The following is a 21,088-nucleotide window of genomic DNA, read 5'->3' on the forward strand; positions in this document are numbered from 1 at the left end:
GCTGGTCCCACCGGACACCGTGACTCGGATGTGAGGCTCCAGCCCGCTGAATGACGGCGATCGCCATCGCTCAGCGGGCGGATTCCCCTCGGAGAGGCACATCGGGCCTACGTGTGCGGCAGGCGCTCCGGAGACGGGATGACACCCAGACGCCCCGCCTGGAAGTCATCGAATGCCTGCTGCAATTCTGCGCGGGTGTTCATCACGAACGGCCCGTAGTGTGCCATCGGTTCACGGATCGGCTGCCCGCCGAGCAGCAGGATCTCCAAGGAATCCGATCGAGAATCCTGTTTCGTGTCCGCGCCAACCGTGATGGCATCCCCGGCCCCGAACACAGCGGTCTGCCCCATCCGAATGGGCCGCCGCTCCGTCCCCATGTGCCCGTTTCCGGCGAGTACATAACCGAGGGCATTGAAGTCGGGCCGCCAGGGAACGGCCAGTTCGGCCCCGGCGCGCACCGTGGCATGGACGAGCGTGATCGGCGTATGCGTGATGCCCGGCCCCTCGTTTCCGTCAAGGCCCCCGGCGATCAGGCGAATGACCGAACCGCCATCGGCGCTGGTCAGGTAGGTGACGCTGCCCCCGCCGATGTCCTGGTACCGCGGGGTCACCATCTTGTCCCTGGCGGGCAGGTTGACCCACAGCTGAATGCCGTGGAACAGCCCGCCTGACATGACCAGCTCTTCCGGCGGAGTCTCGATGTGAAGCAATCCGGACCCGGCCGTCATCCACTGCGTGTCACCATCATTGATGACACCGCCTCCACCGTGGGAATCCCGGTGGATGAATGTTCCGTCGATCAGGTACGTGACCGTTTCAAATCCACGGTGGGGATGCCACGGAGTACCGCGCGGTTCACCGGCCTGGTAATCCACCTCCCCCATCTGATCCATCATGATGAACGGGTCAAGGTACCGGTAGTCGATACCGGCGAAGGCGCGGCGGACGGGGAAGCCCTCCCCTTCGAAGCCGCTGGGAGCAGTGCTCACGGCCAGCACGGGGCGGGGCGTGGCATCCGTTGAGGTGCTGACCCGAGGCAGGGCCAGAGTGTCGGCGGGAGTGATCGCGGGCATGGGGATCTCCGAGTGAGTGAGGGATGTTTCCGCAGGTCAGAGCCGTTGCTTCGCGTTCTGATCACTCGGGGCGACCCAGCTCGCCAAGGCGCGCACCGGCCTGGCCGTCGTCGTGGGCGGGGCCGTGGCGACGCGCGGCAGGGTCAGGGGGTTCTCGACGGTGATCGCGGGCATGGCGTCCTCCTCGGCGGATGCCAACAGGATAGTTGAACGGTGAACAGTGGTCGAGGGGCCCGCATTCCCCGCCCCGCCCCCGTCCCAGGGCCTCGCCGCGGGCTACCCGTACAGCCGCCGCATCGTGTAGTCGACCATCTCCTCCACGGACTTGGCGTCGAGCACGATCCGGTGCTCGCCCTCCATGTCGAGCGCGAAGCCGTACCCCGTCGGCAGCAGGTCGAGCACCTCGCCGCCGGTCACCGTGAAGTAGCGCGACTCCTTGCCCGCGTAGCGGCGCAGCTCCTTGAGCGACGTGAACAGCGGGATCACCGGCTGCTGGGTGTTGTGCAGCGCGAGGAATCCGGGGTTCTCGCCGCGCGGGCAGTAGATCTTGGCGCCGAGGAAGATGTCGTGGAACTCGTCGCTCGCCATCGCGCCCGAGGTGTACGCCCTCAGCGCGTCCGCGAGCGAGGGGGGCGCGGGCGGGGCCGAGGGCGCCGACTGCTCCGGATAGAGCTGCTGGCCGCCGTATCCCGCCGCCGCGGGCTGCTGCTGGCCCCCGTAGGGCTGCTGTCCGGGGTACCCGGACTGGTCGTAGCCGTACATGTGAGAAAGAGTACTGACCCACAGGTGGCCTGATTCAGCTTGCTTCTTATTACCGATGGGTAGCATCATGGTGTTACCAGCCGGTACCCGACACGTACGGAGTCGTCGCCATGGGGCACTACAAGTCGAATCTCCGCGACATCGAGTTCAACCTGTTCGAGGTCCTCGGCCGCGACGCGGTGTATGGGACGGGTCCCTTCAGTGACCTCGACACCGACACCGCAAGGAGCATGCTGACGGAGATCGCGCGCCTCGCGGAGGGCGAGCTGGCGGCCTCGTACGCCGAGTCCGACCGCACGCCGCCCGTCTTCGACCCCGAGACCCACACCGCGCCCGTGCCCGAGGCGTTCAAGAAGAGCTTCCGCGCGTACATGGACGCCGAGTGGTGGCGCATGTCCATCGGCGAGGAGCTGGGCGGCCTCACCGCGCCGCGCTCGCTGATCTGGGCCGCGGGCGAGCAGGTCCTGGGGGCGAATCCGGCCATCTGGATGTATGCCTCTGGCCCGACGTTCGGCCGCGTGCTGTACGACGAGGGCACCGAGGAGCAGCGGAAGATCGCGCGGCTCATGGTGGACCGCCAGTGGGGCTCCACGATGGTGCTCACCGAGCCCGACGCGGGCTCCGACGTGGGCGCGGGCCGGGCCAAGGCGATCCGCCAGGAGGACGGCACCTGGCACATCGAGGGCGTCAAGCGCTTCATCACATCGGGCGAGCACGACCTCTCCGAGAACATCGTGCACTACGTGCTGGCCCGCCCCGAGGGCCACGGCCCCGGCACCAAGGGGCTCTCGCTCTTCATCATCCCGAAGTACGACTTCGACTGGGACACCGGCGCCCTCGGCGAGCGGAACGGCGTGTACGCCACGAACGTCGAGCACAAGATGGGCCTCAAGGTCTCCAACACCTGCGAGATGACCTTCGGCGCCCATGGCCGCCCGGCCAAGGGCTGGCTGCTCGGCGAGAAGCACGACGGCATCCGCCAGATGTTCAAGATCATCGAGTTCGCCCGGATGATGGTCGGCACCAAGGCGATCGCCACCCTCTCCACCGGCTACCTGAACGCCCTGGCCTATGCCAAGGAGCGCGTCCAGGGCCCCGACCTCACGCAGTTCGCCGACAAGACCGCCCCGCGCGTCACGATCACACACCACCCCGACGTGCGCCGCTCGCTCATGACGCAGAAGGCGTACGCCGAGGGCATGCGCACCCTCGCGCTCTACACCGCGAGCGTCCAGGACGAGATCCTGCTCAAGCGCGCCGCGGGCGAGGACGCCGCCGCCGCCGAGGCGCTGAACGATCTGCTGCTCCCCATCGTCAAGGGCTATGGCTCCGAGCGCTCCTACGAGCAGCTGGCGCACTCCCTCCAGACGTTCGGCGGCTCGGGGTATCTCCAGGAGTACCCCGTCGAGCAGTACATCAGGGACGCCAAGATCGACACCCTCTACGAGGGCACCACCGCGATCCAGGGCCAGGACCTCTTCTTCCGCAAGATCGTGCGGAACGAAGGCGCCGCCCTCACCGCGCTGGCCGAGGAGATCAAGAAGTTCCTGGCCGAGGCGCCGGGCGGCGAGGAGCTCGCGGCCGCGCGCGACCAGCTCAGCAAGGCCGTGGGCGAGCTGGAGGCCACCGTCGGCGTGCTGCTGACCGACCTGGCCGCCACCGAGAAGGACGTCCGCGCCCTGTACAAGGTGGGGCTCAACACCACGTCGTTCCTCATGGCCTCGGGCGATGTCGTCGTCGGCTATCTGCTGCTGCGCGGCGCCGCCGTGGCCGCCGCCAAGCTGCCGGGCGCGAGCCCGAAGGACACGGCGTTCTACCAGGGGAAGATCGCCGCGGCCCGGCACTTCGCCGCGACGGTGCTGCCCGCGGTCGCGGTGGCCAGGACGGTCGCGCAGACGACCGACCTGTCCCTGATGGACCTCGACGAAGCGGCCTTCTGACGCGTTCCCCCACCCCCCGGTGCCGCGGCCCCGCCCTCACTCCCGATGCTGCATCACTCCCCCGGGCGGGGCCGCGGTGGTGCCCGGGGCACGGGTGGGCTTGGGGGGCGTTCGTATGCTGAGGGACATGACTGCACCGTTCGACCGTGGCCACACGGATGACCTCATGGGTTTCCTCTCCGGCTCGCCGTCGCCGTACCACGCGGTGGCCAACGCCGCGAGGCGGCTGGAGAAGGCGGGGTTCCGGCAGGTCGACGAGACGGCCCCGTGGGACGGTGCGGCGGGCGGCAGGTTCGTGCTGCGCGGCGGGGCGCTGATCGCCTGGTTCGTCCCCGAGGGCGCGGGGCCCGCCACCCCGTTCCGCGTCCTGGGCGCCCACACCGACTCCCCCAACCTCAGGATCAAGCCCGTGCCCGACACCGGGCGCCTCGGCTGGAAGCAGCTGGCCGTCGAGATCTACGGCGGCACCCTGCTGAACACATGGCTCGACCGCGACCTCGGCCTCTCCGGGCGGCTCTCCCTGCGCGACGGCTCCGACGTCCTCATCCACATCGACCGCCCCCTGCTGCGCGTCCCGCAGCTCGCCATCCACCTCGACCGCGGGGTCAACGACGGGCTCACCCTGGACCGCCAGCGCCACATGACGCCCGTCTGGGGCCTGGGAGCGCCGCGCGAGGGGGAGTTGATCGAGTTCCTTGCCGCCGAGGCCGGGCTCGAGGCGCGCGACGTCCTGGGCTGGGACCTCATGGCGCACAGCGTCGAGCCGCCCGCCTATCTGGGCCGCGAGCGCGAGCTGCTCGCGGGCCCGCGCATGGACAACCTCCTGTCCGTCCACGCCGCCACCGCCGCGCTCACCACCGCGGCGGCGGGCGAGCCGCGCCACATCCCCGTGCTCGCCGCGTTCGACCACGAGGAGAACGGCAGCACGTCCGACACCGGCGCCGAAGGGCCCCTGCTCGGCACCGTGCTGCACCGCTCCGTGCACGCGCGCGGCGGCGGCTTCGAGGAGCGGGCCCGCGCCCTGGCCGGGTCATTCTGCCTGTCGTCCGACACCGGCCACGCCGTCCACCCCAACTACCCCGAGCGGCACGACCCCGACCACCACCCCAGGGCGGGCGGCGGCCCGATCCTCAAGGTCAACGTCAACCAGCGCTACGCCACCGACGGAAGGGGCCGCGCCGAGTTCGCCGCCGCGTGTGAACGGGCGGGCGTGCCCTGGCAGTCGTTCGTGTCGAACAACGCCATGCCGTGCGGCACCACCATCGGCCCCATCACCGCGGCGCGGCACGGCATCGCCACCGTCGACGTCGGCGCGGCGATCCTCTCGATGCACTCGGCGCGCGAGCTGTGCGCGGCGGCGGACCCGTATCTGCTCGCCAACGCGATGACGGCGTTCCTGCTGCCCTGAGTTCCTGCTGCCCCGAATTCCCGCTGCCCCGAATTCCCGCTGCCCCGACGCGGCGTCGGCCCCCGCTCTGTCGCCGATCCGACGACGGCCTGTCACGCTCCCGTGAAACCCGTGCGCCATCGTGGAGTTCACGGGGGCGGTCGGCACCGCACTGCACGGCGGTGCCGACCGGCCCCGTCAACCGCACCGCTGGTGGCTGGGGACCGCACCGGCCCCCTAGGATTCGTCTCCAGAAGGATTCACCGGCCACGCCCGCGCGGCGTAACGTGTGAACTCCCACCCAGCGACGAACCGCCACGAGGGGTCCCGTGACCGTGCACCCGAGCCTTCAGCCGTCCATCGATGCCTGGACCCATACCATCGAGGCGATATCCGAGCTCGTCTCCTCGCTGGTGGACGGCGAGTGGAACCGCCCGACCGAGTGCCCTGGTTGGTCGGTCAGGGACGTGGTCTCCCATGTGATCGGCGGCGAGTGCGAGGCGCTCGGCGACCCGCGCCCGATCCACACCCTGCCCCGCGACCTCTACCACGTCACCGACGAGACCACCCGCTACCTCGAGGTCCAGGTGGACGTCAGGCGCCACCACACCGGGCCCGAGATGACGAGCGAGCTGGAGTACACGATCATCCGCCGCGCCCGCCATCTGCGGAACGAGCGGCGCAAGCCCGAGGACACCATCTCCCATCCGCTCTACGGGCAGCTGCCGTTGCAGGCGTTCCTCGACACCCGCGTCTTCGACATCTGGACCCATGAGCAGGACATCCGCCGCGCGCTGCGCAGGCCGGGCGGCCTCGACAGCCCCGCCGCCCATGTGGCGCGCGACGTGCTGCTGGGGCGGCTGCCCAAGGTGATCGCCGAGGAGGCGGGCGCGCCCAAGAAGTCGGCCGTGGTCTTCGACGTCGGCGGCCCGATCGAGTTCCTGAGGACCGTCCGCGTCGACGAGAACGGCAACGGCACGGTGGACAGCAGCCCTTCGCTCGGCCCGATCGTCACGTTCACCATGGACTGGGAGACGTTCGCACGGCTGGCCGCGGGGCGCGCGAAGGCCCGGCGGATCGGCGACAAGGTCAAGATCGAGGGCGACTGGGCGCTGGCCGAGCGGATCCTGGCCAGCTTCACCCCCGCGCACTGAGCGCGCCCACGCGCGCCGACCGGACACGCGGGGCCCGCACCCCCGGCCGGTCAGGCCAAGGCCGGTCGCAGGCGCGGCCGATCGTCAGTCGCCCAGCGGCTCGTCGCCGGTGGAGACGGTGAGGACGATGTCCTCCTGCTCCTCGTCGTCGGGGTTGTAGGGCTCGTTGCTCGGCGGGCTCTGCTCGACGACCATGCCCTCGCCCTTGATGACCTCGTCCTTGTACTGGACCTGCTCGTCGTAGAACCAACCGGCCGCCTGGATGCAGGCTTTGACCGAGTCGATGTGGACGTCGTAGAAGTCGGGCATCGCGATGGCGCCCGGGTACTCCTCCTGGTTCCAGTGCTGCGGGGCGTTGACGCACATGTCGGGGTCGATGACCTGCTCGGGGTCGCCGTCGACATGGCGGCGCGTGGGCTCGTCGGTCGGCTCGTCGCCGCCCGTGCCGCCCTCGGGGTCCTCGGGGTCCTCGGGGCCGACGCTTCCGCCCGTGGTGTCCCCGGCCTCCGCGCCCCCGTCGTCGCCGCCCTGGCTGAGCACCACGACGATCGCCACCGCGGCGACCAGCGCGATCGCCACCACCGCCGCGGTCACCACCATCCACGCGCTGCGGCCCTCGCCGCCGCCCTGCCCGCCGCCGTTCGAGGTCACCGTCGCGTGCCCGGGGCCGAACGGCGGCGGGGTGCTCGGCGCCCCGCTCCGCGGATAGCCGTAGCCGCCCGCGGGCGGGGTGGGCGCGTAAGGCGACGCGATCGGCGACCCCGGCGCGGTGCCCGGCGCGGTGCCCGGCGGGGTCGGGCCGCCGAACTCGGGGAAGACGGCGTGGGAAACGGCCGACCCGCTGTTGGTCGGCGCCTGCGCGCCCGGCACGATCTGCGGCGCGGCGCCCGTGAGCGACCCGGCGACGCGCAGGCACTCGGCGCGGAACGTTTCGGCGGACGGGAAGCGCTCGTTGGGGTTCTTCTTGAGCGCCGTGGCCACCAGCGCGTCCACGGCGGGCGGCACGGCGGCGTTGATCGACGAGGGCGCGGGCGGCTCCTCCTGCACATGCGCGTAGGCGATGGCCAGCGGGGAGTCCGCGTCGAAGGGGAGCCGCCCGGTCAGCAGCTCGAAGAGCATGACGCCCACCGAGTACAGGTCGGAACGGGCGTCCACGCCGCGGCCCAGGGCCTGTTCGGGGGAGAGGTACTGCGGGGTGCCGACCACCATGCCGGTCTGGGTCATCGCCGTGACGCCCGACTGCATCGCGCGGGCGATGCCGAAGTCCATGACCTTGACGACGTTCCTGCGGTTCAGCATGACGTTGCCGGGCTTGATGTCCCGGTGGACCAGGCCCATTTCGTGGCTGATGTCGAGCGCGGCCAGCACATCGGCGGTGATCGTCAGCGCCTTGTCGGCGGGCATCGCGCCAAACTGGGCGATGTCGCGCTCCAGCTCGTCGCGCAACGGGCGGCCCTCGACATACTCCATGACGATGTAGGGCACGGGCCCGTCGCCTATCCGGTCCTCGCCGGTGTCGTAGACGGAGACGATGTTGGTGTGGGTGAGCTTCGCGACCGACTGCGCCTCGCGCTTGAAGCGGTCCCTGAACGCGTCCTCGCGCCCCAGCTCCGAGTGCATCGTCTTGATCGCGACGTGCCGTTCGAGAACGGTGTCGTAGGCCAGGTGGACCGACGCCATGCCGCCCGTGCCGAGCAGGTCCTGCAAGACATAGCGGCCGCCCCCCACGGAGCGCCCGCTGTGGTCACCAGGCGGCCGCGCGTGGTCACTCATCCGACTGTTCCCCCTAGGCGACGTCCTGCCTGTGCGCCGGTCCCGAGCACAGGTCCACGCCGCGCATAATACGGACCCGGTTGTCCGCCTCAAGTCTGCCGCAGCGTCCAGGCACGTCAAGCACGTTGTCCTTTCCGTGACCGGCCCCGGACGGCCCAACTTGTCAGTGTGCCCCCCGAGCGGGTTTGATGGCCAGGGAGCAGGCGACTACCGGCGAGGATCGATGGCACAGGACCAGGGCGCCAGTGGCCCCGGCGACGAGGAGTCCGGAGCCGGCGGCGAAGGGCCCGACTCCCCGGAGCGCTGGGGGAACAACGGCCTGGTGGGCGACGGCCGTTACCGGCTGACGCACCGCCTGGGCCGCGGCGGCATGGCCGAGGTCTTCGCCGCCGAGGACGTCCGCCTCGGGCGGACCGTCGCGGTCAAGCTGCTCCGCTCCGACCTGGCGCAGGACCCCGTCTCCAAGGCCCGCTTCACGCGCGAGGCCCAGTCGGTCGCCGGGCTCAACCACCACGCGGTCGTCGCGGTCTACGACTCGGGCGAGGAGCCCGTCGGCGCGAACCTCGTCCCCTACATCGTGATGGAGCTGGTCAACGGCAAGACGATCAGGGACCTGCTGATCGACGCCGAAGGCCCGCCCGCGGCCCAGGCGTTGATCATCGTCTCCGGCGTCCTTGAGGCGCTGGCCTACAGCCACCACCACGGCATCGTGCACCGGGACATCAAGCCCGCGAACGTCATCATCACCGACACCGGCACGGTCAAGGTGATGGACTTCGGCATCGCCCGCGCGCTGCACGGCGCCGCGCAGACCATGACCCAGACCGGCATGGTGATGGGCACGCCGCAGTACCTCTCCCCCGAGCAGGCGCTCGGCAAGCCGATCGACACCAGGTCCGACCTGTACGCCGTGGGCTGCCTGCTGTTCGAGCTGCTGACGCTGCGCCCGCCGTTCATCGGCGAGAGCCCGCTCGCCGTGGTGTACCAGCATGTCCAGGACATGCCGCGGCTGCCGTCCGAGCTGTCGCTCACCGCGCCGCCCGAGCTCGACGGGCTGGTGATGCGTTCGCTGGCCAAGGACCCGGACGACCGCTTCCAGTCGGCCGAGGAGATGCGCGGGCTCGTCCAGTACGCGCTGCGGATGCTGGAGGAGCACGGCGGCCACACCGCGGGCCTGTGGAACACCGGCTCGGTCACCGGTGGCGCCACGCCGCCCATGGGCACGGCGGGCACGGCGGGGGCGGGCGCCACCGCGGCGACCCGGGTGGGCGTGACGGGCCAGTACCCCGCGGCCATGACGCTTGGCGGCCCCGGCGGCGACCCCGACGACGACTACAGGCCCGAGGGCAGGGGGCGGCGCGGCCGGATGCTGCTCGTGGCCCTGCTCGCGCTTGTCGCCATCGGCACGGGCGTGCTCGTCGCCGCGAACCTCGGCGGCGGGGACTCGGACGACCAGTCGCCTGGCGGCTCGGAGACGAGCGAGACCGCGGAGCCGAGCGACGACGAGCCGTCGCCCGAGCCGAGCGAGACCGAGGGCAGCGAGGCGCCCACCGACGATGACGACGACTGGTCCCCGCCGCACGATGGCGACCACGACCCGACCGAGACGGACTCGGGAACGCCGTCGGAGAGCGAGTCGGAGGAGCCAAGCTCGCCGGAGGAGCCCACCGAGCCCGTGGAGCCCACCGAGCCGACCGACCCGACGGAGCCGGGCGACCCCGGCGGCACGGGCGGGGAACCCGAGGGCGGCGTGGGCGACCCAGGGGGCACGGATCCCGGCGATCCCGAGGGCAACGTCGGCGAGCCCGGCGACATCGAGGGCCCCGAGGGCGGCATCGACACCACGACGGGTCTGGGTGGCTGACCCGGCGACCGGGCTCTCCCCACGCACGTTGCACCACCTGCTGCGCCCCTACGGCGTGGGCGATCCCGTCGCCTGCGCGCGCGTCGCCGAAGGGCTGCTCAACCACGGCTACCGGCTGGCGACCACGCGGGGCCACTTCTTCCTCAAGCACCACATCGGCGGCGACCCCGAGACCGTGATACCCCTGGCCGTCCAGCACCGCGCCACCGCCGAGCTGGCCGCGCTCGGCCTGCCCGTCGCGCCGCCGCTCGCCGACCGCGAGGGCCGCACCGTCGCCGTCCACGGCGGCCGCCGCTACGCCCTGCACCCCTGGGTCGAGGGCCGCCACAGGAACGGCCGCCAGCTCGACCGGGTCCAGAGCCGCCGCCTGGGCGCGCTCCTCGGGCGCGTGCACCGGGCGCTTGAGATCGTGATAGCGCACTCGCCCATGCGGCGCGCGCCCGCGTATGACGCGGCGACGCCCGCGCACACCGACGCCGTGATCGACGTGCTGCTCTCCCGCGTTCGCGCCCTGGCCAGGCGCAGCTGCTTCGACGAGCTGGCCGAGCACCGGCTGCTCGAGCGCCGCGCGCTGCTGCGGGACCTCGCCCATCTGCGGCCTGGCACCGAGGAGGTGCCCGCGCGCGGCTGGGTGCACGGCGACTTCCACCCGCTCAATCTGCTCTACCGCGCCGAGGGGCCCGTGGAGCCGGTGGCCATCGTGGACTGGGACCGGCTTGGCGTGCGCCCCCGCGCGGAGGAGACGGTGCGCGCCGCCGTGATCTTCTATCTGCTCCCCGACGGCAGCCTCGAGCTGGCGAAGATCCGGGCGTACGCCCGCGCCTACCGGGAGGCGACGGGCGCGTCCCCCGCCGAACTGGCGGCGGCCGTGCGCCGGGTGTGGTGGGAGCGGCTGAACGACTTCTGGATGCTGCGCTGGCACTACGAACGCGGCGACCCGCGCCCCGACCCGCAGTTCCCCGCCGCCGCGGCCCTGGTGGTGTGGTGGACGCGCAACGCCCGCGCGGTCACGGACGCGTTCTGCGCATAGGCCCTCGTCCGGGCGGACTTCGCGGAGCGGTCCTGGCGGGCGCTACGCGGAGAAGCGGCGGCGTTCGGCCTGGTGGCGGGCCACATACGCGGCGGCCTGGGAGCGGCGTTCCATGCCCAGCTTGGCCAGCACGCTGGACACATAGTTCTTGACGGTCTTCTCCGCGAGGTGCAGCCGCTCGCCGATCGCGCGGTTGGTCAGGCCGTCCCCGATGAGGTCGAGGATGCGGCGCTCCTGAACCGTGAGCTGCGACAGCCGTTCGTCGCCCTCGCCCTGGCCGCCGCGCAGCCTGGCCAGCACGCGGCGCGTGGCGTCGGGGTCGAGCAGCGACCTGCCCGCGGCCACGTCCCGCACCGCGGAGAGGAGTTCGGTGCCTCGGATCGCCTTGAGGACATAGCCGGACGCGCCCGCGACGATCGCGTCGAACAGCGCCTCGTCATCGGCGTACGACGTCAGCATCAGACATTTGATCGACGCGTCCCGCGCGCGGATGTCGCGGCACACCTCGACGCCGCTGCCGTCGGGCAGCCTGACGTCGAGCACGGCGACATCGGGGCGGGCCGGGGGAATGCGGGCGACGCCGTCCGCGGCGGTCCCGGCCTCGCCGACGACCTCGATGTCCGGCTCCCCGACGAGGAGTTCGCGCACCCCGCGGCGGACGACCTCGTGGTCATCGAGGAGGAATACGGTGATTTTTCCCTCTTCGGACACGGGGTCAGTCTCACACAGGAGCGTCTTCCGCGCGCTGCCGCACTCTTCCCGTGCCCTGGTTGGCCGGGTTAACGTGCAGGTGTTCTCGGGCCCTGCGAGGCTGGGAAGAGCACCACGAGGCACGCCGTCCCCAAGTACTTGGATTTCCAGGTAAATCTGCAGGTCAGGGGCGCTTTCACGGCTTGTGGACCCACTGGGTACCGTGCTCTTATGGGGCCGTCGACAGGGACGAGAGCGGGACACATGACCGACCGGTTACCGCCGCGGCGCACACACCCCCGTGCGCCGCACGTGACCGGACCGGCCGCACTGGTCACCCGGTGGACCCCGGGGGCCGGACCGACGGAGGAGCACGAGTGACCGTGGAAAGCACCGCCGCGCGCGGAAAGCCACGCCGCGCCGCGGCACAAAGGGCGGCCGCGAAGAAGACGGGCACGAAGACGGGCACGAAGACGGCCGAGGCCACGGCGGCCACGGCCCCCGGGACGGCACAGGCGGGGGCGGCCGCGCGAGAGCCCGAGATGGTGCAGCTGCTGACGCCCGAGGGCGAGCGGGTCGAGCACCCGGACTACGCCCTGGAGACGACCCCCGGACAACTGCGCGACCTGTACCGGGACATGGTCCTCACCCGTCGTTTCGACGCCGAGGCCACGGCGTTGCAGCGCCAGGGCGAGCTGGGCCTGTGGCCCTCGCTGCTGGGCCAGGAGGCCGCGCAGATCGGCTCGGGGCGCGCGCTGCGCGACTCCGACTATGTCTTCCCCACCTACCGCGAGCACGGCGTCGCCTGGTGCCGCGGGGTGGACCCGACGCTGCTGCTCGGGATGTTCCGCGGCGTGAACCACGGCGGCTGGGACCCCAACAGCAACAACTTCCACCTCTACACCATCGTCATCGGCGCCCAGACCCTGCACGCCACCGGCTACGCGATGGGCGTGGCCAAGGACGGCGCCGACTCGGCCGTGGTCGCGTACTTCGGCGACGGCGCGTCCAGCCAGGGCGACGTGGCGGAGGCGTTCACGTTCGCCGCCGTGTACAACGCGCCCGTGGTGTTCTTCTGCCAGAACAATCAGTGGGCCATCTCCGAGCCCATCGAACGCCAGACCCGTGTGCCGCTCTACCAGCGCGCCGCGGGCTATGGCTTCCCCGGCATCCGCGTGGACGGGAACGACGTGCTCGCCGTCCTCGCCGTGACGCGCGCCGCCGCCGAGCACGCCCGCACGGGGCAGGGGCCGATGCTGGTGGAGGCGTTCACCTACCGGATGGGCGCGCACACCACGTCGGACGACCCCACGCGCTACCGCGACAAGGAGGAGCTGGCGGCGTGGGAGGGCAAGGACCCGATATTGCGTCTGCGCCGGCTGCTTCAGCGGGAGGACGCGGCGGACGAGGCGTTCTTCGCCGACCTCGACGCGGAGAGCGACGCGCTCGCCAAGCGCGTGCGGGAGTCCATCCGGACCATGCCCGACCCCGACGGCATGGCCATGTTCGAGCACACCTACGCCGACGGCCACACGCTGGTGGACGAGGAGCGCGCCCAGTACGCGGCCTATCTGGCGTCCTTCGCCGATCACGAGGGGAACTGACATGGCCGCGGAGAAGATGGCGCTCGCCAAGGCACTGACGTCCTCGCTGCGCACGGCGCTTGAGGGCGACCCCAAGGTCCTGGTGATGGGCGAGGACGTGGGCAAGCTCGGGGGGGTCTTCCGGGTCACGGACGGGCTCCAGAAGGACTTCGGCGAGGAGCGCGTGATCGACACGCCGCTGGCCGAGTCCGGCATCATCGGCACGGCGATCGGCCTGGCCCTGCGCGGGTACCGGCCGGTCGCGGAGATCCAGTTCGACGGCTTCGTCTTTCCCGCGTACGACCAGATCGTCACGCAGCTGGCGAAGATGCACGCGCGCGCGCTCGGCACGGTCAAGCTACCGGTCGTCATCCGCATCCCCTACGGCGGCGGCATCGGCGCCGTCGAGCACCACAGCGAGTCGCCCGAGTCGCTGTTCGCGCATGTCGCGGGCCTGAAGATCGTGACGCCTTCGGACGCGTCCGACGCGTTCTGGATGCTGCGCCAGGCGATCGAGTGCGACGACCCGGTGATCTTCCTGGAGCCCAAGGCCCGTTACTGGGAGAAGGGCGAGGTGGACACCTCGGGCATCCCGGGGCCGCTGCACGCGGCGCGCGTGGTGCGCGAGGGCCGCGACCTGACGCTCGCGGCGTACGGGCCGAGCGTGAAGACATGCCTGGCGGCCGCCGCCGCGGCCGACGAGGAGGACGGGACGTCGCTCGAAGTGCTCGACCTGCGGTCGGTCTCGCCGATCGACTTCGACGCGATCCAGCGGTCGGTGGAGAAGACCCGCCGCCTCGTGGTGGTGCACGAGGCGCCGGTCTTCTTCGGCTCGGGGGCGGAGGTGGCCGCCCGTATCACGGAACGCTGCTTCTACCATCTGGAAGCCCCGGTCCTGCGGGTCGGCGGCTTCCACGCGCCGTATCCACCGGCGCGCCTGGAGGAGGAGTACCTTCCCGGGCTCGACAGGGTGCTGGACAGTGTCGACCGCGCCTTGGCGTACTGAGTGATGGCAGAGGCTGAGGAGAGTCGTGACGATGACTGCTGAGGCACAGCGCTACCGCGAGTTCAGAATGCCTGACGTGGGCGAGGGGCTCACGGAGGCCGAGATCCTGAAGTGGCTGGTCAAGGCGGGCGACACGGTCAGCGACGGGCAGGTGGTGGTCGAGGTCGAGACCGCCAAGGCCGCGGTCGAGCTGCCCATCCCCTACGACGGCCGGGTACGCGAGATCCTGTTCGACGAGGGCACGACGGTGGACGTCGGCACGACGATCATCAGGATCGACACGGATCCCTCGCGCGGCGACGGCGGCGAGGGCGGGGACATCGGCGGCGAGGGCGGCACCGCCGAGGCCGACCGGGCCGCCGCCTCCGCGAACGGCGGGAGCGCCGATGCGGCCGCGCGCAGGGAGCCCGTGCTCGTGGGGTACGGCGTCGCGACGGGCGCGACGCGGCGGCGGCCGAGGAAGAACGCCGCTCCCGCGCCCGCCGTTCCCCCGCAGGCCGCGGCCCCGGCGCCAGCGCCAGCGCCTGTGCAAGCACCCGCGCCCGCGCCCGTGGAGGCGCGGCCGCTGGCCAAGCCCCCCGTGCGGAAGCTGGCCAAGGACCTGGGCGTGGACCTGGCCACCGTGATCCCCTCGGGGGCGGGCGGCGTGGTCACCCGCGAGGACGTGCACGCCGCCGCGGCTCCCGCGACCGCGCCCGCGCCGGTGGCCGCGGACGAGCCCGCCGCCGCGCCCGCGACCGCGCCCGACGCGTCGCGCGAGCGGCGCGTGCCGATCAAGGGGGTGCGGAAGGCGACCGCGCAGGCGATGGTGGCCAGCGCGTTCACGGCCCCGCACGCGACCGAGTTCGTCACGGTGGATGTGACGCGCACGGTGCGCATGGTCGAGCGGATGCGGCGGGACCCCGACCTGGCGGGCCTGCGGATCAACACCCTGCTGCTGGTCGCCAGGGCGCTGCTGATCGCGATCCGGCGCCACCCCGAGGTGAACGCCTCGTGGGACGAGGAGCGCCAGGAGATCGTCATCAAGGACTATGTGAACCTCGGCATCGCCGCGGCCACCCCGCGCGGCCTGATCGTGCCCAACATCAAGGACGCGGGCGCCAAGACGCTCGCCGAGCTGTCCCGCGCGCTGGGTGACCTGGTGACCACGGCGCGCGAGGGCAGGACGTCCCTGGCCGACATGCGGGACGGCACGGTCACCATCACCAACATCGGGGTCTTCGGCATCGACACGGGAACGCCGATCCTGACCCCAGGCGAGTCCGCGATCCTCGCCCTCGGCGCCATCAGGGAGCAGCCCTGGGTGCACAAGGGCAAGATCGCGATCCGCCATGTGACGACGCTCGCCCTGTCGTTCGACCACCGGCTGGTGGACGGCGAGCTCGGCTCGCGCGTGCTCGCGGATGTGGCGGCCGTTCTCGAGCGCCCGAAGAGGCTGCTCACCTGGGGCTGAACGGGTGATACCGCGCGACGGCGGGGACGGGCACCTGGCCCGTCCCCGCCGTCGGAGGTGAGGCGGAGCGCCGTCGCGGGGGCGTCACGTGCGGGGCGTCACAGATAGGGCCCCGAGCGCGCCCCGCCGCGGGAGTCGTCCTGGTCGGGCCCCTCGTCGGCGAGCGCGCCGGGCGGCAGCGCCCTGCGCATCTGCTCCAGCTGCGCCCGCGCCGCCATCTGCTGCGCGAACAGCGCGGTCTGGATGCCGTGGAACAGCCCCTCCAGCCACCCCACGAGCTGCGCCTGGGCGATCCGCAGCTCCGCGTCCGTCGGCACGGTGTCCTCGGTGAACGGCAGCGAGAGCCGCCCCAGCTCGGCGACCAGCTCGGGGGCCAAGCCCTCCTCCAGCTCCTTGACCGAGCTGGCGTGGATCTCGCGCAGCCGCGCCCTGGACGCCTCGTCGAGCGGCGCGGCCTTCACCTCTTCGAGCAGCTGCTTGATCATGCTGCCGATCCGCATGACCTTCGCCGGTTGCTCCACCATCTCGGTCACGGGAGTCTCGGACTGCTCCTCGTCGCCCTCGCCCTTGCCGCGCCCACCCGGGCCGCTGAGCGCCATCCCGTCGGGGCCCACGACGAGGATCTGCGAGTTCTCTTGCGGTGGTTCATTCCTCGGCTGAGTCATACCCCCATCATGCAACGCCCCTCACCCCGCCCGCCGCGCGAGGGGGACGCGGGAGCGGGTCAGCAGCGCGGCCATGACGCGCCCGATGAGCGGCACCACGACGATGAGCTGCCCGAACGTCGCCCACGGCAGCTCAAGGAAGAGGTCGGGGCGCGGGTCGGCGTTGGCGCCACGCTCCCAGCCCGACCGCCACTCCTCGACATCCTGGCGGTGCAGGGCGAGCCGCAGCCCGATCGCCGGGATCAGCCCGGAGAGCGCGCCGAGCAGCACACCCATCGCGGCGATCAGCCCGCACTGAAGCCCTGAGAGGGTCCGCCGCACGCGCGGCGTCGCGCCCACGGCGGCCAGCGTCGCCAGGTCGGCCTCGGAGTCGGCCCGCGCGAGCCCGGTGGCGATCCCCGCGGCGCCCAGCGTGATGACCATCGCGCCGAGCGCCAGGATCAGCAGGCCGAGGGCGACGCGCAGCGCGAGCCGCCGTGTGGAGAGCGCGCTCACCTGGCGCCCCCACCGGCAAGCAGGGACTCGGCGGTGCCGGACACGGACTGGTCGACGACCGTGCCGTCCCGCAGGAACACCACGCGGTCCGCCCACGCCGCGTACCGCGGCTCATGGGTCACCAGCACGACCGCCGCCCTCTCGTCGCAGCGCGTGCGCAGCAGGGCGAGCACCGTCTCGCCCGTCTCGGAGCCCAGGGCGCCCGTGGGCTCGTCGGCCAGGACGAGCCTGCGGTCGCCGACCAGCGCGCGGGCGATGGCCACGCGCTGCCGCTGGCCGCCCGACATCTCGTCGGGGAAGCGGTCGGCGACCTCGCGCAGCCCGGTCTCGGCCAGCGCGGCCAGCGCCTCGCGGCGGGCGGCGCGCGTGGAGACGCCGTCGAGCTCGCGGGGGAGCGCGACGTTCTCGGCGGCGGTGAGGGCCGGTATCAGGTTGTAGTCCTGGAAGACATAGCCGACGCCGGTGCGCCGCACGCGGGCCAGCGCGGCCCGCGTGAGGCCGCCGAGCTCGCGCCCCTCGACCAGGACCCGGCCTCGGGTGCCCGGTCGAGGCCGCCCGCCAGGGTCAGCAGCGTGGACTTGCCCGAGCCCGAGGGGCCCATGACCGCGACGAACTCCCCCGCGCCCACGGTCAGATCGACGCCGCGGAGCGCGCGCACGGTGGCCGCGCCGCTGCCGTACTCGCGGGTCACGCCGCGCGGCGCCAGCACGGGCACGGGGGTCGCGTGCGCGGGTGGCGCGGGGGCGGCGGGGGTGGGGGCGGCGGGGGTGGGGACGGTGGGGGTGGGGACGGTGGGGCCGGTCATGAGGCGGTGCCCCCTCGGGTCCCCGCGCCGTTGGCCCGGCCCTCGTGGGCGGGCGCCTCGTGAACGCGCGCCGGGTCCGCGGGCGGCCGGTCCGCGGGCGGCTGCCGCAGGTCGGGCCGCTCGGCGGCCAGGCGCACTAGGCGCGCCTCGCAGTGGTCGAGCCAGCGGGCCTCGGCCTCGGCGGAGAAGATGAGCTGTTCAAGGACGAGCAGCCAGGCGATGTCGTCGCGCGAGACCGGCTCGGCGGCGAGCGCGCGGGCCCCCGGCGCGTGTAGTCCTGCATGGCCCCCAACGTGTGGGGGCGCTGGGCCTGGATGATCGCGGGGATGTCGACGCCTGGGCTGCCGATGGCCATCGCCAGCTTGATGGACAGCTCCTCGCGCGAGGGCTGGGTGCGGTCGACGGGGCGCGCGTACCACTCGGCGAGCTGGGCACGGCCCTCTGAAGTGATCGCGTAGAGCTGCTGCTTGGCGTCGCCGCCGCCCTCGGGGACGATCAGGCCGTCGCGTTCGAGGCGGCCGAGCGTCGTATAGACCTGGACGATGTTCAACGGCCAGGTGGCGCCGGTGCGTGCCTCGAAGTCGGCGCGGAGCTGCGAGCCGTAGCGCGGCCCGCTCTCGAGGAGGGCGAGAAGCCCGAAGCGGATGGACATACCGAGTATGTCCGCTTCGGGCAACCGCCTGCCGCGCGGCGGCGTTCAGCTGTTGCGGAGCCTCAGCCCCAACGCTCCTATGCCGAGTCCGAGGCAGGCGAGCCCGGCGCCGAGCGGCAGCACGGGCAGCACCTCACCTCCAGGGCGGGCCGCCTGGGACTCGACATCCCCGCGCTCCCGCCGCTCCTCGACCACGGCGTCCGCGCGCCCGTCATCCGGCTCTCCGTTCGCCATGGCGGCCGGGACGAACAGCGCTATGACAGCCGCCACGGCCAACGCGATTCCCACCCACACCCTCACGGTCCCGACCCTTCGCACACACGCTGCTCCGACGACATAACCAGCGTCACACACATCGACAAAGGGGGCATCTCGGGCGGGGACGCGCTACGCGTTCGGCGGCCTCGACGACCTCGGCGGCCTCGACGGGTCAGCCACGGGTCAGCAGGATCTTGCCCGTGTGCGCGCTCGACTCCAGCGCGCGATGGGCCTCGGCGGCCTCGGCGAGGGGGAGGGTGCGGTCGATGACCGGGCTCAGGCGGCCGTCGGCGAGCAGCGGCCACACGTGCTCGCGCACCGCGGCGACGATCTCCGCCTTGCCCTCGGACGAGCGCGCCCGCAGGGACGCCGACGTGATCGTGGCGCGCTTCACCAGCAGGGAGCGCAGGTCGAGCTCGGCCTTGACCCCGCCCTGGAAGCCGATGATCACCAGGCGCCCGTCGGGGGCCAACGCCCTGATGTTCCTGGCGAGATACTTCGCGCCCATGATGTCGAGCACGACATCGGCGCGGTCCGCGAGCTCGTCGGCGAAGTCCCGCTCGCGGTAGTTGATGAGCACGTCCGCGCCCAGCTCGGCGCAGCGCTCCAGCTTCTCCGCGCTGCCCGCGGTGACCGCGACCCGCGCCCCGAACGCCTTGGCCAGCTGGATCGCCACCGTGCCGATGCCGCTCGCGCCGCCGTGGACGAGCAGCGTCTCGCCCGCGCGCAGCCCCGCGCCCATGAACACCGTGGACCACACGGTGCACACCACCTCGGGCAGCGCCGCCGCCGTCACCGGGTCGCAGCCCGCGGGGATCGGCAGCAGCTGGCCCGCGGGCACCGCGACCCGCTCCGCGTAGCCGCCGCCGCTCAGCAGGGCGCACACCTCGTCGCCCACGGCCCAGCCGGTCACGCCCTCGCCGAGCGCCGCGATCCGACCGCCGCACTCGAGCCCCGGATAGGGCGAAGCGCCGGGCGGGGGGCTGTAGTTGCCCTGCCGCTGGAGGACATCGGCGCGGTTCACCCCGGCCGCCGCCACCTCGACCAGCACGTCGCCAGGGCCCGCGACCGGGTCGGGCACCTCCGCCCAGGTCAGTGTCTCGGGTCCGCCGGGCTCGGAAATCGTGATCGCACGCATGCCGAGCACGGTACGCCCGTGCCCCTCGAAGCCGCACCGGAGGTGGGAAGGCGCCTCAGAGGTGGATGGGTCGCTCGCACCCCGCGCAGAACGTTCCCCCGGCGCGCCGCTCCAACTCCCGGTGCTCACAGATTCGTTCGGGCGGCAGGCTGCGGCGGCGCTGCTCCTCGCGCACCAGGTGCACCAGCTCGGCGATGCACTGCCCGCACGCGTACAGCTCGCCCGCCACGGACGGCGTCCGCACCGGGCCGATCCACAGCACGCTGACGTTCTCCCTGCGGCACCAGAGCCAGCAGCGGCCCGCCGCCCAGGGGTTGCCCCCTGGCGCGCTCCTCGGCACCGGCCAGCCGCTGATGCCGGAGAAGACGATGCCTTCCAGGGTCATGTGCACCTCGACACTCACGTCAGCCCTTCGCTCGACACGGGGATCAGGGCGCCGCCGCCCGCCGCCGCGCGCCCACCGCCATGTGACCACGCGCGGGCCCGGTGGACACGCCCTCGGGCGGTGGGGACATCGGGGAATGGGCGCGCGAACGCGCCGAGCGGCGGCCGTTTCGGACGTGAGGTCAGGGAAGCGCGGGCGCGCGCCCCGTTGACCTGGCGTAGGCGACCTTCTCCCCCGCCGCCACGAAGCCGAGCGCGGCATAGAGCCGGGCGGCGCCGTCGTCGGCGGGCTCGAGCCACACCGCGTCGGCACCGGCCCGCAGCGCGCCCGCCGCGAGGTGCGCGGTGACGGCGGCGCCGATGCCACGGCGGCGGAGCGCGGGCACGACGCCGAGCCCGATCAGCTCGGAAAGACCCTCGGCCGGTGGCGTGCAGGCGCCGGATCCCGCGGGCACGCCCGGGGTGCCGAAGACGGCGAGCGCCACCACGCCCCCCTCGGCCAGGGTCAGGCGCGGCGCGGCGATCGCCCCCTCGCCGACCGCCCCGCTCCGCCCGTATGCCTCGTGCTGGATCTCGGCCACCCAGCGCAGCCCGGCCTCGCCCTCGGGGGTGCCGATCGTCAGCCCCGGCACGGGCGGAGGCGCGCGCAACGTGCCGGGGGCGCACACCATGACGGGGGCGCGGCTCTCGGGCGCGAATCCGGCGGCGCGCAGGGCGCGTTCGACGGAGGGGGCGCACTCCGGCAGGAACTCACAGCGCGGAAGCCGGTCGCGCGCCTCGAACGCCTCGATCAGCGCCCGCACATCGGCCGCCGACGGCTCGGCGCCGTCGTCAGGGATGGCGTAGTTGGCGTAGGGGCTCGGCCAGTCGGGCCGATGGCGCAGGGTGAAGGGCCCCACCCGCACCCGGTGGGGCGAGCGGGCGGCGAGGGCGCGGATGTGCCGCTGCACGCGGGCCTCCACGGCGGTGATCCCTC

Annotated in this window: 19 protein-coding genes and 2 pseudogenes; 8 read left to right on the forward strand and 13 right to left on the reverse strand. The window is 72.5% G+C overall.

Going from position 1 to position 21,088, the window contains the following annotated elements; translation table 11 throughout:
* Positions 1–107: 107 nt before the first annotated feature.
* The 3 genes from DEH69_RS27185 to DEH69_RS27195 form a co-directional block, all read right to left on the reverse strand.
* Entirely contained in the window at positions 108–1,073 is a 966-nt protein-coding gene (locus tag DEH69_RS27185) for a pirin family protein (RefSeq protein ID WP_113689639.1), read from the reverse strand.
* A 36-nt stretch (positions 1,074–1,109) separates the two neighbouring features.
* Entirely contained in the window at positions 1,110–1,247 is a 138-nt protein-coding gene (locus DEH69_RS27190; RefSeq protein ID WP_309302910.1) for a hypothetical protein, read from the reverse strand.
* 102 nt (positions 1,248–1,349) lie between these two features.
* Complete coding sequence (locus DEH69_RS27195; protein WP_113689640.1) at positions 1,350–1,835, reverse strand: SseB family protein; 486 nt, start codon at positions 1,833–1,835, stop codon at positions 1,350–1,352.
* A gap of 110 nt (positions 1,836–1,945) precedes the next feature.
* Here DEH69_RS27195 and DEH69_RS27200 point away from each other — a divergent pair, with 110 nt between their 5' ends.
* The 3 genes from DEH69_RS27200 to DEH69_RS27210 all read left to right on the forward strand — a co-directional run bounded on the left by DEH69_RS27200 (position 1,946) and on the right by DEH69_RS27210 (position 6,316).
* Positions 1,946–3,775, forward strand: a complete 1,830-nt coding sequence (locus DEH69_RS27200) for an acyl-CoA dehydrogenase (RefSeq protein ID WP_113689641.1) — start codon at positions 1,946–1,948, stop codon at positions 3,773–3,775.
* A gap of 127 nt (positions 3,776–3,902) precedes the next feature.
* The gene (locus DEH69_RS27205) at positions 3,903–5,183 is read left to right on the forward strand and encodes a M18 family aminopeptidase (RefSeq protein WP_113689642.1); all 1,281 of its coding nucleotides are present in this window, start codon (positions 3,903–3,905) and stop codon (positions 5,181–5,183) included.
* Between the two features lie 308 nt (positions 5,184–5,491).
* Positions 5,492–6,316 (forward strand): maleylpyruvate isomerase family mycothiol-dependent enzyme, encoded by an 825-nt coding sequence (locus DEH69_RS27210; RefSeq protein WP_113689643.1) that lies wholly within the window; start codon positions 5,492–5,494, stop codon positions 6,314–6,316.
* An 84-nt stretch (positions 6,317–6,400) separates the two neighbouring features.
* On the opposite strand, the gene DEH69_RS27215 is transcribed toward DEH69_RS27210, so the two are convergent.
* Complete coding sequence (locus tag DEH69_RS27215; RefSeq protein WP_113689644.1) at positions 6,401–8,089, reverse strand: Stk1 family PASTA domain-containing Ser/Thr kinase; 1,689 nt, start codon at positions 8,087–8,089, stop codon at positions 6,401–6,403.
* Positions 8,090–8,312: 223 nt separating this feature from the next.
* Here DEH69_RS27215 and DEH69_RS27220 point away from each other — a divergent pair, with 223 nt between their 5' ends.
* Together DEH69_RS27220 and DEH69_RS27225 are read left to right on the forward strand one after the other, a co-directional pair.
* Positions 8,313–9,953 (forward strand): protein kinase, encoded by a 1,641-nt coding sequence (locus DEH69_RS27220; protein WP_113689645.1) that lies wholly within the window; start codon positions 8,313–8,315, stop codon positions 9,951–9,953.
* The gene (locus DEH69_RS27225) at positions 9,946–10,983 is read left to right on the forward strand and encodes a phosphotransferase (RefSeq protein ID WP_113689646.1); all 1,038 of its coding nucleotides are present in this window, start codon (positions 9,946–9,948) and stop codon (positions 10,981–10,983) included. Before DEH69_RS27220 ends, DEH69_RS27225 begins: the two co-directional genes overlap by 8 nt.
* 42 nt (positions 10,984–11,025) lie before the next feature.
* On the opposite strand, the gene DEH69_RS27230 is transcribed toward DEH69_RS27225, so the two are convergent.
* Positions 11,026–11,694 carry a response regulator transcription factor gene (locus tag DEH69_RS27230; protein ID WP_113689647.1) on the reverse strand — a complete coding sequence of 223 codons (669 nt, stop codon included), beginning with the start codon at positions 11,692–11,694 and terminating at the stop codon, positions 11,026–11,028.
* Positions 11,695–12,050: 356 nt separating this feature from the next.
* On the opposite strand from DEH69_RS27230, the gene pdhA reads away from it, so the two are divergent.
* The 3 genes from pdhA to DEH69_RS27245 are packed head-to-tail and all read left to right on the forward strand — an operon-like array spanning position 12,051 to position 15,715.
* The gene (gene pdhA / locus DEH69_RS27235; RefSeq protein ID WP_113689648.1) at positions 12,051–13,277 is read left to right on the forward strand and encodes a pyruvate dehydrogenase (acetyl-transferring) E1 component subunit alpha; all 1,227 of its coding nucleotides are present in this window, start codon (positions 12,051–12,053) and stop codon (positions 13,275–13,277) included.
* A gap of 1 nt (position 13,278) precedes the next feature.
* On the forward strand, positions 13,279–14,262 hold the full coding sequence (locus tag DEH69_RS27240) for an alpha-ketoacid dehydrogenase subunit beta (RefSeq protein ID WP_113689649.1): 984 nt from the start codon (positions 13,279–13,281) through the stop codon (positions 14,260–14,262).
* A 31-nt stretch (positions 14,263–14,293) separates the two neighbouring features.
* On the forward strand, positions 14,294–15,715 hold the full coding sequence (locus DEH69_RS27245; protein WP_113689811.1) for a dihydrolipoamide acetyltransferase family protein: 1,422 nt from the start codon (positions 14,294–14,296) through the stop codon (positions 15,713–15,715).
* A 98-nt stretch (positions 15,716–15,813) separates the two neighbouring features.
* Here DEH69_RS27245 and DEH69_RS27250 read toward each other — a convergent pair whose 3' ends face one another.
* The 8 genes and pseudogenes from DEH69_RS27250 to DEH69_RS27285 all read right to left on the reverse strand — a co-directional run bounded on the left by DEH69_RS27250 (position 15,814) and on the right by DEH69_RS27285 (position 21,074).
* On the reverse strand, positions 15,814–16,380 hold the full coding sequence (locus DEH69_RS27250; protein ID WP_113689650.1) for a bacterial proteasome activator family protein: 567 nt from the start codon (positions 16,378–16,380) through the stop codon (positions 15,814–15,816).
* A 21-nt stretch (positions 16,381–16,401) separates the two neighbouring features.
* A complete protein-coding gene (locus tag DEH69_RS27255) occupies positions 16,402–16,875 on the reverse strand; it encodes a hypothetical protein (RefSeq protein WP_113689651.1) in 474 nt (157 codons plus the stop codon).
* Positions 16,872–17,680: pseudogene (locus DEH69_RS27260) on the reverse strand (ABC transporter ATP-binding protein). The gene DEH69_RS27255 and the pseudogene DEH69_RS27260 overlap by 4 nt, the downstream one beginning before the upstream one ends.
* A pseudogene (locus DEH69_RS27265) lies at positions 17,677–18,332 on the reverse strand (PadR family transcriptional regulator). Before DEH69_RS27265 ends, DEH69_RS27260 begins: the two co-directional pseudogenes overlap by 4 nt.
* A 45-nt stretch (positions 18,333–18,377) precedes the next feature.
* Positions 18,378–18,602: a hypothetical protein gene (locus DEH69_RS27270; protein WP_147255885.1), complete on the reverse strand. Its 225-nt coding sequence runs from the start codon at positions 18,600–18,602 to the stop codon at positions 18,378–18,380.
* 160 nt (positions 18,603–18,762) lie between these two features.
* The gene (locus tag DEH69_RS27275) at positions 18,763–19,728 is read right to left on the reverse strand and encodes an NAD(P)H-quinone oxidoreductase (RefSeq protein ID WP_113689812.1); all 966 of its coding nucleotides are present in this window, start codon (positions 19,726–19,728) and stop codon (positions 18,763–18,765) included.
* Between the two features lie 55 nt (positions 19,729–19,783).
* Positions 19,784–20,131, reverse strand: coding sequence for a hypothetical protein (locus DEH69_RS27280; RefSeq protein WP_258534999.1), 348 nt, complete (start codon positions 20,129–20,131; stop codon positions 19,784–19,786).
* Positions 20,132–20,294: 163 nt separating this feature from the next.
* A complete protein-coding gene (locus tag DEH69_RS27285; protein WP_309302907.1) occupies positions 20,295–21,074 on the reverse strand; it encodes a GNAT family N-acetyltransferase in 780 nt (259 codons plus the stop codon).
* Positions 21,075–21,088 lie beyond the last annotated feature (14 nt).

The sequence above is a fragment of the Streptomyces sp. PT12 genome (genome assembly GCF_003311645.1).
GTDB lineage: Bacteria > Actinomycetota > Actinomycetes > Streptomycetales > Streptomycetaceae > Streptomyces.